This is a genomic window from Streptomyces sp. NBC_01410 (assembly GCF_045040195.1).
GTDB lineage: Bacteria > Actinomycetota > Actinomycetes > Streptomycetales > Streptomycetaceae > Streptomyces.
The window spans coordinates 2,022,219-2,036,662 of sequence record NZ_CP109530.1; the positions used below are offsets into that span (position 1 = coordinate 2,022,219).

Here is a 14,444-nt window from a genome sequence, read left to right on the forward strand (position 1 = left end):
ATGAACACCGAAGGTCCCGCGGCCAACGACGGTCTGCACCTGATCCCGTTCCGTGGGCTGCGCTATGTCCCCGAGCGGGTCGGCAGCCTCGCCGCCGTGACCTCGCCGCCGTACGACGTCGTCGTCAGGCCCGACGGCCTGCACCACCTGGAGTCGGCGGACCCCCACAACATCGTCCGGCTGATCCTCCCGCAGGCGAACTCCACCGGCGACCGCAACCAGAAGGCCGCGGACACCCTCGCCCGCTGGCTGACCGAGGGCATCCTGGCCGCGGACCCGGAGCCCGCGCTGTATGTGTACGAGCAACGCCAGGGCGATCTCCTGCAGCGAGGCGTCATCGGCGCGCTCGCCCTGTCGGAACCGTCCGAGGGCGTCGTTCTCCCCCACGAGGACGTGATGCCGGACATCGTCGCGGACCGCGCGGCCCTGATGCGTACGACCGCCGCCAACCTGGAACCGCTGCTGCTGACGTATCGCAGCATGGGCAGCCCGACCGGCGCGACCGCCGTCATCGAACGCACCGTCCTGCGCTCACCGCTCCTGGAGACCACCACCGAGGACGGCTTCAGCCACCGGTTGTGGTCGGTCACGGACCCCGCCGATCTGGCCGAGATCCGCTCCGACCTGTCCGAACGCCAGGCCCTGATCGCCGACGGCCACCACCGCTGGGCGACCTATCTGCGGCTGCGCGCCGAGCACCCCACGCCCGGCCCCTGGAACTACGGCCTTGTCCTGCTGATCGACACGGCCCGCTACCCGCTGCGGGTACGCGCCATTCACCGGGTACTGCACCGCCTCCCGGTCTCCGAAGCCCTGGCGGCCGTGAGCGGCTCCTTCCGCGCCCGGCGCCTGGAGGTACCACTCCCGCAGGCGCTGGAGGCGCTCGGGGAGGCTGCCGCGGAGGGGAACGCCTTCCTGCTGGCGGGCGACGGCGCCTTCCACCTCATCGACCGCCCGGACCCGGAGCTGCTGTCCCGCACGGTGCGCGCCGACCGTCCCGAGGCCTGGCGCACCCTCGATGCGACGGTCCTGCACTCCACGCTCCTGGACCACATCTGGCGGATCCCGGACGACCCGGAGTACATCGCGTACATCCACGACACCGAGGCGGCCGTCACCCAGGCCGAACGCCGGGGCGGGACCGCGGTGTTGATGCACCCGGTACCGGAGGACGTCGTACGGGACCTCGCCCGCGAGGGCGTCACGATGCCCCGAAAGTCCACGTCCTTCGGCCCGAAGCCGGCGACGGGGCTGGTCCTGCGGAGCTTGGCGCTGGACTGAAACGAGAAAGGGCGGCACCCACTGGGGGTGCCGCCCTTTCTCGTTACATCCTGCTACTCACGTCCTGCTACTCGGACTTGTCGCCCTCGACGTCGCCCGACTCGACATCGGAGTCGTCATCGGACTCCTCATCGGCGTCGCCATCGGCGTCGGCTTCCGGCTCGGCGTCCGCGGCACCCTCGTCGATGGCGTCGACGAACTCGACACCGTCCAGCTCGGCCAGCCGGTCCGACGCGTCGGTCGCCCCGTCCTTGTCGGCCTCGAGCGCCTTCGCGAACCACTCACGCGCCTCGCCCTCACGCCCGGCCGACAGCAGAGCGTCGGCATAGGCATAGCGCAGCCGCGCGGTCCAGGGCTGTACGGAGCTGGACGCCAGCTCCGGGCTCTGCAGGGTCACGATGGCGGCCTCGATCTGCCCCATGTCCCTGCGCGCACCGGCCGCGACCAGGCGCATCTCGACCTGACCCGCCTTGTCGAGCTTCTGCACCTCGGGCTCACCGGCCATCGCCATCGCCCGCTCGGGCCGCCCGAGTCCGCGCTCGCAGTCCGCCATCACGGGCCACAGCTCGACGCTGCCGGTCATACGCTTGGCCGCCCGGAACTCGGCCAGCGCCTCCGCGTACTTCTGGTTCGCGTACGCGGCGAAGCCCGCGGCCTCGCGCACGGCGGCCACACGCGAGGCGAGCCGCAGGGCCACCTTGGAGTAGGCGTACGCCTGCTCGGGGTCCTCGTCGATCAGATTGGCGACCATGACGAGGTTCCGCGCGACATCCTCGGCGAGACCCTTCGGCAGGCTCTGGAGCTCCTGCCGTACGTCCTTGTCGATCTCGTCGCCCGTGACGTCGTCGGGAATCGGCAGCCGCTTGATCGGCTCGCGCTCGGGGCGGTCGCGGTCGCGCTCGTCACGGCGTCCGTAGCCACCACGGTCGTCACGCTGTCCGCCGCGGTACCCACCGCGGTCGTCGCGCCGGTCATCGCGACGGTCGTCACGACGCGGACCACTCGGGCGCTCGTCGCGGCGTCCGAAGCCGCCGCCACCACCGCTGGGGCGCCCGCTGGGACGTCCACCGCGGTCGTCATCGCGACGCGGCCCGCTCGGCCGCTCGTCCCGACGCCCACCACCGCTGCTGCTGCTCGGCCGGGAGCCGCCGCGGTCGTCGCGCTGCCCACCGCGGTAGCCACCACGGTCACGGTCGTCATCACGACGGAACGACGGACGCCCACCACGGTCGTCATCACGACGCGGCCCGCTCGGCCGCTCGTCCCGACGGTCATCGCGCGGGCGCTCGTCACGGCGTCCGTAGGCGCCGCCACCACTGGGGCGCTCGTCGCGACGTCCGTAACCACCGCCACCGCTGGGGCGCCCACTGGGACGTCCACCGCGGTCGTCATCGCGACGCGGCCCGCTCGGGCGCTCGTCACGACGGAACCCGCCCGGACGCTCGTCGCGACGGTCGTCGCGCGGTCCTCGGTAGCCGCCACCGGAACGGTCGTCACGCCGGAAACCGCCGCCGCTGCTGCTGCTCGGCCGCGAGCCACCACGGTCATCGCGCTGCCCACCGCGGTAGCCACCACGATCACGGTCATCATCACGACGCGGCCCACTCGGACGCTCATCACGCCGGTCATCACGACGCGGCCCGCTCGGGCGCTCGTCACGGCGTCCGTAACCGCCACCACCACTGGGGCGCCCACCACGGTCGTCATCGCGACGCGGCCCGCTCGGCCGGTCATCACGACGCCCATAACCGCCGCCACCACCGGAACGGTCGTCACGCCGGAAGCCGCCACCACCACCGCCGCTGCTGCTGGGGCGGGAGCCACCACGGTCATCGCGCTGCCCACCTCGGTAGCCACCACGATCACGGTCATCATCACGACGCGGCCCACTCGGACGCTCATCACGCCGGTCATCACGACGCGGCCCACTCGGACTCTCATCACGCCGGTCATCACGACGCGGCCCACTCGGGCGCTCGTCACGACGGTCATCGCGCGGACCGCGGTAGCCACCACGGTCGTTGTCACGCCGCGGCCCACGATCCCGGTCGTCACGGCCACCGCGGAAGCCGCCCCGGTCACCACCGTCCCTACGACGCGGCTCGCGCTCCGGACGGTCGTCGGGAGAGTTGGTGGACATCGGCGTAACTCCTGTCTTCGGGTACTGCAGTCATTCTCGCGCAGCCGGCCATCGGACGCGCTTCGGAAAAGCATGCAAAACAAAAAAGACCCGTGGTCCAGCGTGAACGCTGGACCACGGGTCCTTGAAAGATTGTTCGGCGGCGTCCTACTCTCCCACAGGGTCCCCCCTGCAGTACCATCGGCGCTGAAAGGCTTAGCTTCCGGGTTCGGAATGTAACCGGGCGTTTCCCTAACGCAATGACCACCGAAACCCTATCGGGCTCTAGCGAACAAGCACACTTTTCAATTAAGTAAATTAATTAGTGAAACTGGTTCAACCGGTGCGACTGTTCGCAACCCGGGAACCACACAGTGGACGCGAGCAACTGAGGACAAGCCCTCGGCCTATTAGTACCAGTCAGCTCCACCCCTTGCGGGGCTTCCACATCTGGCCTATCAACCCAGTCGTCTACTGGGAGCCTTAACCCCTCAAAGGGGGTGGGAGTCCTCATCTCGAAGCAGGCTTCCCGCTTAGATGCTTTCAGCGGTTATCCTTTCCGAACGTAGCCAACCAGCCATGCCCTTGGCAGGACAACTGGCACACCAGAGGTTCGTCCGTCCCGGTCCTCTCGTACTAGGGACAGCCCTTCTCAAGACTCCTACGCGCACAGCGGATAGGGACCGAACTGTCTCACGACGTTCTAAACCCAGCTCGCGTACCGCTTTAATGGGCGAACAGCCCAACCCTTGGGACCGACTCCAGCCCCAGGATGCGACGAGCCGACATCGAGGTGCCAAACCATCCCGTCGATATGGACTCTTGGGGAAGATCAGCCTGTTATCCCCGGGGTACCTTTTATCCGTTGAGCGACGGCGCTTCCACAAGCCACCGCCGGATCACTAGTCCCGACTTTCGTCCCTGCTCGACCCGTCGGTCTCACAGTCAAGCTCCCTTGTGCACTTACACTCAACACCTGATTGCCAACCAGGCTGAGGGAACCTTTGGGCGCCTCCGTTACTCTTTGGGAGGCAACCGCCCCAGTTAAACTACCCATCAGACACTGTCCCTGATCCGGATCACGGACCCAGGTTAGACATCCAGCACGACCAGAGTGGTATTTCAACGACGACTCCACCTGAACTGGCGTCCAAGCTTCACAGTCTCCCACCTATCCTACACAAGCCGAACCGAACACCAATATCAAACTGTAGTAAAGGTCCCGGGGTCTTTCCGTCCTGCTGCGCGAAACGAGCATCTTTACTCGTAGTGCAATTTCACCGGGCCTATGGTTGAGACAGTCGAGAAGTCGTTACGCCATTCGTGCAGGTCGGAACTTACCCGACAAGGAATTTCGCTACCTTAGGATGGTTATAGTTACCACCGCCGTTTACTGGCGCTTAAGTTCTCAGCTTCGCCACACCGAAATGTGACTAACCGGTCCCCTTAACGTTCCAGCACCGGGCAGGCGTCAGTCCGTATACATCGCCTTACGGCTTCGCACGGACCTGTGTTTTTAGTAAACAGTCGCTTCTCGCTGGTCTCTGCGGCCACCCCCAGCTCAAGGAGCAAGTCCTCTCACCAGTGATGGCCCCCCTTCTCCCGAAGTTACGGGGGCATTTTGCCGAGTTCCTTAACCATAGTTCACCCGAACGCCTCGGTATTCTCTACCTGACCACCTGAGTCGGTTTAGGGTACGGGCCGCCATGAAACTCGCTAGAGGCTTTTCTCGACAGCATAGGATCATCCACTTCACCACAATCGGCTCGGCATCAGGTCTCAGCCTTAATGTGTGACGGATTTGCCTATCACACGGCCTACACCCTTACCCCGGGACAACCACCGCCCGGGCTGGACTACCTTCCTGCGTCACCCCATCGCTTACCTACTACCACCTTGGGCCGGCGGCTCCACCACTTCCCTTTGCCCGAAGGCTCCAGGACGGCTTCACGGCCTTAGCATTAATGGGTTCAGTACTGGGCGTTTCAAAGCGGGTACCGGAATATCAACCGGTTGTCCATCGACTACGCCTGTCGGCCTCGCCTTAGGTCCCGACTTACCCTGGGCAGATCAGCTTGACCCAGGAACCCTTAGTCAATCGGCGCACACGTTTCTCACGTGTGTATCGCTACTCATGCCTGCATTCTCACTCGTGTACCGTCCACCACTCGCTTACGCGGCGGCTTCACCCGGCACACGACGCTCCCCTACCCATCCCAGCGGGCGTTGGCCCTCATGCTGGAATGACACGACTTCGGCGGTACGCTTGAGCCCCGCTACATTGTCGGCGCGGAATCACTTGACCAGTGAGCTATTACGCACTCTTTCAAGGGTGGCTGCTTCTAAGCCAACCTCCTGGTTGTCTCTGCGACTCCACATCCTTTCCCACTTAGCGTACGCTTAGGGGCCTTAGTCGATGCTCTGGGCTGTTTCCCTCTCGACCATGGAGCTTATCCCCCACAGTCTCACTGCCGCGCTCTCACTTACCGGCATTCGGAGTTTGGCTAAGGTCAGTAACCCGGTAGGGCCCATCGCCTATCCAGTGCTCTACCTCCGGCAAGAAACACACGACGCTGCACCTAAATGCATTTCGGGGAGAACCAGCTATCACGGAGTTTGATTGGCCTTTCACCCCTAACCACAGGTCATCCCCCAGGTTTTCAACCCTGGTGGGTTCGGTCCTCCACGAAGTCTTACCTCCGCTTCAACCTGCCCATGGCTAGATCACTCCGCTTCGGGTCTTGAGCGCGCTACTAAATCGCCCTGTTCGGACTCGCTTTCGCTACGGCTTCCCCACACGGGTTAACCTCGCAACACACCGCAAACTCGCAGGCTCATTCTTCAAAAGGCACGCAGTCACGACGCACAGAGTAAACTCTGCGCGCGACGCTCCCACGGCTTGTAGGCACACGGTTTCAGGTACTATTTCACTCCGCTCCCGCGGTACTTTTCACCATTCCCTCACGGTACTATCCGCTATCGGTCACCAGGGAATATTTAGGCTTAACGGGTGGTCCCGCCAGATTCACACGGGATTTCTCGGGCCCCGTGCTACTTGGGTGTCTCTTAAACGAGCCGCTGATGTTTCAGCTACGGGGGTCTTACCCTCTACGCCGGACCTTTCGCATGTCCTTCGCCTACATCAACGGTTTCTGACTCGTCTCATCGCCGGCAGACGATGACAAAGAGATCCCACAACCCCGTATGCGCAACCCCTGCCGGGTATCACACGCATACGGTTTGGCCTCATCCGGTTTCGCTCGCCACTACTCCCGGAATCACGGTTGTTTTCTCTTCCTGAGGGTACTGAGATGTTTCACTTCCCCTCGTTCCCTCCACACTGCCTATGTGTTCAGCAGCGGGTGACAGCCCATGACGACTGCCGGGTTTCCCCATTCGGAAACCCCCGGATCAAAGCCTGGTTGACGGCTCCCCGGGGACTATCGTGGCCTCCCACGTCCTTCATCGGTTCCTGGTGCCAAGGCATCCACCGTGCGCCCTTAAAAACTTGGCCACAGATGCTCGCGTCCACTGTGCAGTTCTCAAGCAACGACCAGCCACCCACCACCCCACCCAACAGGGCGAGTTCACTGGGGCCGGCATCGCGAAGGGCGAGCAAACGCTCGCACCCTCAGACACCCAACAGCGCGCCCGGCAGGTCTCCCGCCCCGCTCCCCGTTCCACGCTCCGAAGAGCAGTACTGGAAGACCGAGTTGGTCAGACCTGCCGAATAGTCAACGTTCCACCCATGAGCTGACCACCGTCGGACATTTGCCGACGTAGTGGCTCTGGACCCCTTTGACAGGGTCTAGATGCTCCTTAGAAAGGAGGTGATCCAGCCGCACCTTCCGGTACGGCTACCTTGTTACGACTTCGTCCCAATCGCCAGTCCCACCTTCGACAGCTCCCTCCCACAAGGGGTTGGGCCACCGGCTTCGGGTGTTACCGACTTTCGTGACGTGACGGGCGGTGTGTACAAGGCCCGGGAACGTATTCACCGCAGCAATGCTGATCTGCGATTACTAGCAACTCCGACTTCATGGGGTCGAGTTGCAGACCCCAATCCGAACTGAGACCGGCTTTTTGAGATTCGCTCCGCCTCGCGGCATCGCAGCTCTTTGTACCGGCCATTGTAGCACGTGTGCAGCCCAAGACATAAGGGGCATGATGACTTGACGTCGTCCCCACCTTCCTCCGAGTTGACCCCGGCAGTCTCCTGTGAGTCCCCATCACCCCGAAGGGCATGCTGGCAACACAGAACAAGGGTTGCGCTCGTTGCGGGACTTAACCCAACATCTCACGACACGAGCTGACGACAGCCATGCACCACCTGTATACCGACCACAAGGGGGGCACCATCTCTGATGCTTTCCGGTATATGTCAAGCCTTGGTAAGGTTCTTCGCGTTGCGTCGAATTAAGCCACATGCTCCGCTGCTTGTGCGGGCCCCCGTCAATTCCTTTGAGTTTTAGCCTTGCGGCCGTACTCCCCAGGCGGGGAACTTAATGCGTTAGCTGCGGCACCGACGACGTGGAATGTCGCCAACACCTAGTTCCCAACGTTTACGGCGTGGACTACCAGGGTATCTAATCCTGTTCGCTCCCCACGCTTTCGCTCCTCAGCGTCAGTAATGGCCCAGAGATCCGCCTTCGCCACCGGTGTTCCTCCTGATATCTGCGCATTTCACCGCTACACCAGGAATTCCGATCTCCCCTACCACACTCTAGCTAGCCCGTATCGAATGCAGACCCGGGGTTAAGCCCCGGGCTTTCACATCCGACGTGACAAGCCGCCTACGAGCTCTTTACGCCCAATAATTCCGGACAACGCTTGCGCCCTACGTATTACCGCGGCTGCTGGCACGTAGTTAGCCGGCGCTTCTTCTGCAGGTACCGTCACTTGCGCTTCTTCCCTGCTGAAAGAGGTTTACAACCCGAAGGCCGTCATCCCTCACGCGGCGTCGCTGCATCAGGCTTTCGCCCATTGTGCAATATTCCCCACTGCTGCCTCCCGTAGGAGTCTGGGCCGTGTCTCAGTCCCAGTGTGGCCGGTCGCCCTCTCAGGCCGGCTACCCGTCGTCGCCTTGGTAGGCCATCACCCCACCAACAAGCTGATAGGCCGCGGGCTCATCCTTCACCGCCGGAGCTTTCAACCCCCAAGATGCCTCGGAGGGTGGTATCCGGTATTAGACCCCGTTTCCAGGGCTTGTCCCAGAGTGAAGGGCAGATTGCCCACGTGTTACTCACCCGTTCGCCACTAATCCACCCCGAAGGGCTTCATCGTTCGACTTGCATGTGTTAAGCACGCCGCCAGCGTTCGTCCTGAGCCAGGATCAAACTCTCCATGAATGTTTACCCGTAATCGGGTCGAACACCACAAGAGCGGGACAACCGGTCGGAATAAGACCGGTCATCCACAGCGTCCTCGCTGTGTCATTGCCTGCCCGCCACAAAGGGCCGACAGGACTTTCAAAGGAACCTCAACCCACCGAAATGGGCCGGGGTTGTCAATCTGGCGTTGACTTTTGGCACGCTGTTGAGTTCTCAAGGAACGGACGCTTCCTTCGTACTCACCCTCACGGGCTTTCCTCCGGGCGCTTCCCTTCGGTCTTGCGTTTCCAACCCTACCAGACTCTTTTCCCGTTCCGTTTCCGGTGAGGAATTCGATTCCAGTGGCCGTTGGAAGGCCTTTGCCTTTCGGCGTGTTCACTACTTTAGCCGATTCCCCGGGCGACTCATAATTGAGTCACCGGGCTTGAATTTCGGCATGCCGAAACCGCACCCGGTTGGGGTTCGTCGTCAAGGAGTGGATGGCCGCTACGGGTTGCTGAACAGCAGGGCCCGTTTCAAGCGGCTCGGGCTACGTTAGGCGTCGCGCCAACCAGAGTCAAGTTGCCCTGCGCCGCCGCATATGGGCCCGGTAAGGGCTGACCGTGGGGTCGTCCTCGATCCAGAAGCGCCAGGGGTGGTGTGCCCCGTCGCCGCCCACCCCCGTGCGGGGGCCGCTGCGCACCAGGTCAGGGTCGGGCGGGGTGCCCCGTAGCAGGGACAGGGGGGCGTTCCCGCCGGCGCAGAGATCCGTGCCGTTCAGGGCGCGGTCCACATCGAGGGCCGTGGCCAGGCGTGCGGGACCTTTGGCGAGTTCCCTGTCATGACGGGCCGAGAACCGACGTTTGCGAGCGTGGTCGGCCCCCAAAAGGATCTCGCCGGCGCGCAGCAGGATCCCGCTCGCTCTGCCCTCCGGGCCGCACACCACATTGAGGCAGTGCCACATGCCGTAGGTGAAGTAGACGTATGCATGACCCGGCGGTCCGAACATCACCGCGTTTCGCGCGGTGCGTCCGCGGTACGCGTGGGACCCCGGGTCGAGTTCCCCCGCGTACGCCTCCACTTCGGTGAGCCGCACCTCGATGGGTCCGTCGTCGGTGAGGCGTGCCAGGGTGCAGCCAAGGAGTTCGGGCGCGACCTCCAGCACAGGGCGGTCGAAGAACTCCCGGGGCAGCGGCGTACGGTCGGGGCTCTCGATCATGGCGTCCGAGGGTACCGGGGAACCGGTTACGGTCGTCGCGCGTATGTAGTGGTCAGGACGAAGAAGGAGTGGACATGGGGTTCAAGAAGCTGCTCGCGAGCCTGGGCGCCGGTGGCGCGTCCGTCGAGACGGTGCTCACCGAGGCGAACGTCGTACCGGGCGGTGTCGTCCAGGGCGAGGTGCGTATCCAGGGCGGCTCGGTGGACCAGCAGATCGAGGGGCTCTCCGTCGGTCTGCAGGCGCGGGTCGAGGTCGAGGGTGGTGACCAGGAGGTCAAGCAGGACATCGAGTTCACCAAGCAGCGGCTCGGTGGCGCGTTCGAGGTGAAGGCCGGGGCGGTGCATGTGGTGCCGTTCGGTCTTGAGATTCCGTGGGAGACCCCGGTCACCAGCATCGCGGGGCAGCAGCTGCGCGGGATGAACATCGGTGTGACGACGGAACTGGAGATCGCGCGGGCCGTGGACTCGGGCGATCTGGACCCGATCAATGTGCACCCTCTGCCGTCGCAGCAGGCCATCCTGGACGCCTTCATCCAGCTGGGCTTCCGCTTCAAGAGCGCGGACATGGAGCGCGGGCACATCCGTGGGACGCGGCAGCGGCTGCCGTTCTACCAGGAGATCGAGTTCTTCCCGCCGCAGCAGTACCGCGGGCTGAACCAGGTCGAGCTGACCTTCGTCGCGGACGACCGCGAGATGGACGTCATCGTCGAAATGGACAAGAAGCCGGGCCTGTTCAGCGAGGGCAGCGACTCGTACAAGGCCTTCAAGGTGGGGCACCACGACTTCCAGTCGACCGACTGGGCCGGATTCCTCAACCAGTGGCTGGCGGATGTCGGCGGGCGCCGTAACTGGCTCTAGGCTCGGATTCGGCAGAGCACGCAAGGCAGACAGAACAGCCGAATCGGAGGTTCAGACGTGACCGAGCTCAAGCGGGCGCCCCTTCCGCACGACTTCCATCCTGCGGTGCCGTCGTTCACGGTGGTGAGCGATGACATCGCGCCGGGGTCGGTGCTGAAGGACGCCCAGGTCTACGCGGCGGGCAACACCTCGCCGCATCTGCGGTGGGAGGGCTTCCCGGCACAGACCAAGAGCTTCGCCGTGACGTGCTTCGATCCGGACGCGCCCACGGGCAGCGGGTTCTGGCACTGGGTGCTCTTCGACATCCCGGCGTCGGTCACCGAGCTGCCGGCCGGTGCGGGCAGCGGGAAGTTCGAGGGGCTGCCCGAGGGCGCCGTTCAGGTCCGTAACGACTACGGGTCGAAGGATTTCGGCGGCGCGGCTCCCCCGGCGGGCGAGAACCACCGCTATGTCTTCACGGTGTACGCGGTGGACAAGGAGAAGCTCGGCCCCGGTGCGGATGTCTCGCCGGCGGTCGTGGGCTTCAATCTCCGCTTCCACACGATTGCGCGTGCGCAGCTGCTGGCGGAGTACGAAGGTCCTTCGAAGAGCTGATCGTTCGTTTGTTGTTTGCCCTGCCCTGGTCTTGGAGAGATCAGGGCAGGGCATCTTTTATTGCGTTGTCCATCTCGGCGCGCCCGGCCAGAGTTGATCCAAGCCCAAGGCCCGCAACGGGTTGGGCCGGCGAACGGGAGGTGGGCGAGATGCGGGACACGCTGGTGCTGAATGCGAGCTTCGAGCCGCTGTCGACGGTGACACTCAACCGCGCGGTGGTTCTGGTGCTGCAGGACAAGGCCGTCGTCGAGCAGGCCCACCCCGGACTCCGTGTGCGTGCGGCCGCAGTTGATCTTCCGGTGCCTCGGGTGATCAGGCTCTGCCGGTATGTCCGGGTGCCGTTCCGAAGACAGGCGCCGTGGTCCAGGAGGGGTGTGCTGGTACGGGACCAGCACCGGTGCGCGTACTGCGGAAGGCGCGCCACGACCGTGGACCATGTGGTGCCGCGGTCGCACGGTGGTCAGGACAGCTGGCTGAATACGGTGGCCTCGTGCGCCGAGGACAACCACCGCAAGGCGGACCGTACGCCGGAGCAGGCGGGGATGCCGCTGCTGCACGAGCCGTTCGTACCGTCTCCGGCGGACGCGATGCTGCTGGGGCTGCGGGCCGGTGAGCGCTCGGCGCTGCCTCAGTGGCTGGCGGCGCCCGCCGCGTAAGTAGTGACGTGTGAAAGCCCGCTCCCTGTCGGGGGCGGGCTTTCGCATGTCAGCGCAGCAGGAGCTGGATGATCGCGAAGGTGCCGACCACGACGATCAGCGCGCGCAGCGCCGTCGGCGGCAGACGGCGGCCGATCTTGGCGCCGAGCTGGCCGCCGATGGCGGAGCCGACCGCGATCAGGACGACCGCCGTCCAGTCGAAGTCCGCGACGAAGAGGAAGAAGAGCGCGGCGATGCTGTTGACGACGGCGGCGAGGATGTTCTTGGTGGCGTTGAGGCGCTGGAGGGTGTCGTCGAGCAGCATGCCCATGAGGGCGAGGTAGATGATCCCCTGGGCCGCGGTGAAGTAGCCGCCGTAGACGCTGGCGAGCATCAGTCCGACGAAGAGCAGCGGGCCGCCGTCTGGGTTGGTGGGCGTGCCCGTGCGGTCGCGGCGGCGCTGGACGGCCTTGGTGATACGCGGCTGGAGGATCACCAGGACCAGGGCGAGTGCCACCAGGACGGGGACGATCGTCTCGAAGGCCGTGGAGGGGAGCATCAGGAGCAGTACGGCTCCGCTGAGGCCGCCGATCGCGGCGGCAATGCTCAGGCGCAGGACGCGGCTGCGCTGGCCGGTGAGTTCGGCGCGATAACCGATGGCCCCGCTGATCGAGCCGGGGATCAGGCCGAGCGCGTTGGAAACGGTGGCGGTGACCGGGGGCAGGCCGGTGGCGAGGAGCACCGGGAAGGTGATCAGTGTCCCCGAGCCGACGATGGTGTTGATGGTGCCGGCGCTGATGCCCGCGGCGAAGACGGCGAGCATCTCCCAGATGGTCACGCTGTGCCCCTCAATGATCGGTGCCGGATGCACCGATCATGCCTGAGGGGCGCCGGGGTCAGTCGATGGGGGGCTGTTCGCGGCGCTCCGTGCCGTTGCCGCCGCCGGATTTGCCGGAGCCGGAGCCCGAGCCGCCGCCCATTCCGGCCATCGGGTTGAAGCTGCCCATGGCGCCGGAGAGGCCCTTGAGGGCGTCGCCGATCTCGCTGGGCACGATCCAGAGCTTGTTGGCGTCGCCCTCGGCGATCTTCGGGAGCATCTGGAGGTACTGGTAGGCGAGGAGCTTCTGGTCCGCGTCTCCGGCGTGGATGGACTCGAAGACCGTACGGATCGCCTGGGCCTCGCCCTCCGCGCGCAGTGCGGCCGCCTTGGCCTCACCTTCGGCGCGCAGGATCGCGGACTGCTTCTCGCCCTCTGCGGTGAGGATCGCGGACTGCCTGATGCCCTCCGCGGTGAGGATCGCGGCGCGCTTGTCACGGTCGGCGCGCATCTGCTTCTCCATCGAGTCCTGGATGGAGGTGGGCGGTTCGATCGCCTTGAGCTCGACGCGGTTGACGCGGATGCCCCACTTGCCGGTGGCTTCGTCGAGGACGCCGCGCAGGGCCGCGTTGATCTCCTCGCGGGAGGTGAGGGTCCGCTCCAGGTCCATGCCACCGATGATGTTGCGCAGGGTGGTGACGGTGAGCTGCTCGATCGCCTGGATGTAGCTGGCGACTTCGTAGGTCGCGGCGCGGGCGTCGGTCACCTGGTAGTAGATGACGGTGTCGATGTTGACGACCAGGTTGTCCTGGGTGATCACCGGCTGGGGCGGGAACGGGACGACCTGTTCACGCAGATCGATGCGGTTGCGGATCGAGTCGATGAACGGGACGACGATGTTCAGGCCCGCGTTGAGGGTGCGGGTGTAGCGCCCGAAGCGCTCGACGATGGCGGCGCTGGCCTGCGGGATGACCTGGATCGTCTTGATCAGGGCGATGAAGACCAGCACCACCAGAATGATCAGGACGATGATGATCGGTTGCATCGCGTTCCCTGTGCCCTTCGCTGCCGGATAATTCTGATGATCGAGTTTCCCAGAACACGGGCTGGTATGGGGGTCGTTCGGCATTCATTTGTCACATGACCACGGCGGTGGCTCCGTCGATCTCCACGACGTCGACCTGCTGGCCCACCTCGAAGGACATCCCCGCGTCGAGTGCGCGCGCGGACCAGATCTCACCGGCGAGTTTGATACGGCCTCCGCCGCCGTCGACTCGTTCGAGCACGACGGCCTGGCGGCCCTTGAGCGCGTCAACTCCGCTGGCGAACTGGGGCCGTTGGGCGCGGTGCCGGGTCGCGATGGGCCGTACGACGGCGATGAGCGCGACGGAAACCACGGCGAACACGAGGACTTGGGCGACCGTGCCGCCGCCGAGCGCCGCGACGATGGCCCCGGCCACCGCTCCGGCGGACAGCATTCCGAATTCCGGCATCGCCGTCAGGACGAGCGGAATGCCCAGTCCTACAGCGCCGATCAGCCACCATACCCATGCGTCGATTTCCACATGGTCATGGTAGGTCCGGTGGTCGGGGTCGGGACAGGGGGCGACAGC

10 protein-coding genes and 3 rRNA genes are annotated in these 14,444 nt (G+C 64.8%); 4 read left to right on the forward strand and 9 right to left on the reverse strand.

All coding sequences use genetic code 11. From position 1 onward, the window contains the following. Positions 1–1,281 (forward strand): DUF1015 domain-containing protein, encoded by a 1,281-nt coding sequence (locus tag OG741_RS09345; protein ID WP_405596332.1) that lies wholly within the window; start codon positions 1–3, stop codon positions 1,279–1,281. Between the two features lie 67 nt (positions 1,282–1,348). Here the strand turns inward: OG741_RS09345 and OG741_RS09350 are convergent, their stop codons facing one another. The 6 genes from OG741_RS09350 to OG741_RS09375 form a co-directional block, all read right to left on the reverse strand. Further along, entirely contained in the window at positions 1,349–2,032 is a 684-nt protein-coding gene (locus OG741_RS09350; RefSeq protein ID WP_266477915.1) for a tetratricopeptide repeat protein, read from the reverse strand. After that, positions 2,017–3,363, reverse strand: coding sequence for a hypothetical protein (locus OG741_RS09355; protein ID WP_405596333.1), 1,347 nt, complete (start codon positions 3,361–3,363; stop codon positions 2,017–2,019). The genes OG741_RS09350 and OG741_RS09355 overlap by 16 nt, the downstream gene beginning before the upstream one ends. Positions 3,364–3,555: 192 nt before the next feature. Continuing rightward, positions 3,556–3,672, reverse strand: a 5S ribosomal RNA gene (gene rrf, locus OG741_RS09360). 118 nt (positions 3,673–3,790) lie between these two features. After that, positions 3,791–6,914 (reverse strand): 23S ribosomal RNA (locus tag OG741_RS09365). Between the two features lie 309 nt (positions 6,915–7,223). Further along, a 16S ribosomal RNA gene (locus OG741_RS09370) occupies positions 7,224–8,748 on the reverse strand. The 16S, 23S and 5S rRNA genes sit together here, the layout of an rRNA operon. 538 nt (positions 8,749–9,286) lie before the next feature. Then, positions 9,287–9,928 carry a DNA-3-methyladenine glycosylase gene (locus OG741_RS09375; RefSeq protein ID WP_405596334.1) on the reverse strand — a complete coding sequence of 214 codons (642 nt, stop codon included), beginning with the start codon at positions 9,926–9,928 and terminating at the stop codon, positions 9,287–9,289. Positions 9,929–10,002: 74 nt separating this feature from the next. Here OG741_RS09375 and OG741_RS09380 point away from each other — a divergent pair, with 74 nt between their 5' ends. The 3 genes from OG741_RS09380 (at position 10,003) to OG741_RS09390 (ending at position 12,035) form a co-directional block, all read left to right on the forward strand. Then, positions 10,003–10,785: a sporulation protein gene (locus OG741_RS09380; RefSeq protein WP_405596335.1), complete on the forward strand. Its 783-nt coding sequence runs from the start codon at positions 10,003–10,005 to the stop codon at positions 10,783–10,785. Positions 10,786–10,842: 57 nt separating this feature from the next. Continuing rightward, positions 10,843–11,379 (forward strand): YbhB/YbcL family Raf kinase inhibitor-like protein, encoded by a 537-nt coding sequence (locus OG741_RS09385; RefSeq protein WP_266477910.1) that lies wholly within the window; start codon positions 10,843–10,845, stop codon positions 11,377–11,379. 149 nt (positions 11,380–11,528) lie between these two features. Next, complete coding sequence (locus OG741_RS09390) at positions 11,529–12,035, forward strand: HNH endonuclease (protein ID WP_266477909.1); 507 nt, start codon at positions 11,529–11,531, stop codon at positions 12,033–12,035. Positions 12,036–12,084: 49 nt separating this feature from the next. Here the strand turns inward: OG741_RS09390 and OG741_RS09395 are convergent, their stop codons facing one another. The 3 genes from OG741_RS09395 to OG741_RS09405 form a co-directional block, all read right to left on the reverse strand. Further along, positions 12,085–12,852, reverse strand: coding sequence for a sulfite exporter TauE/SafE family protein (locus tag OG741_RS09395; RefSeq protein ID WP_405596336.1), 768 nt, complete (start codon positions 12,850–12,852; stop codon positions 12,085–12,087). Between the two features lie 58 nt (positions 12,853–12,910). Beyond that, positions 12,911–13,876, reverse strand: coding sequence for an SPFH domain-containing protein (locus tag OG741_RS09400; protein WP_324971982.1), 966 nt, complete (start codon positions 13,874–13,876; stop codon positions 12,911–12,913). A gap of 91 nt (positions 13,877–13,967) precedes the next feature. After that, entirely contained in the window at positions 13,968–14,396 is a 429-nt protein-coding gene (locus OG741_RS09405; protein WP_405596337.1) for an NfeD family protein, read from the reverse strand. Between the last annotated feature and the right edge of the window lie 48 nt (positions 14,397–14,444).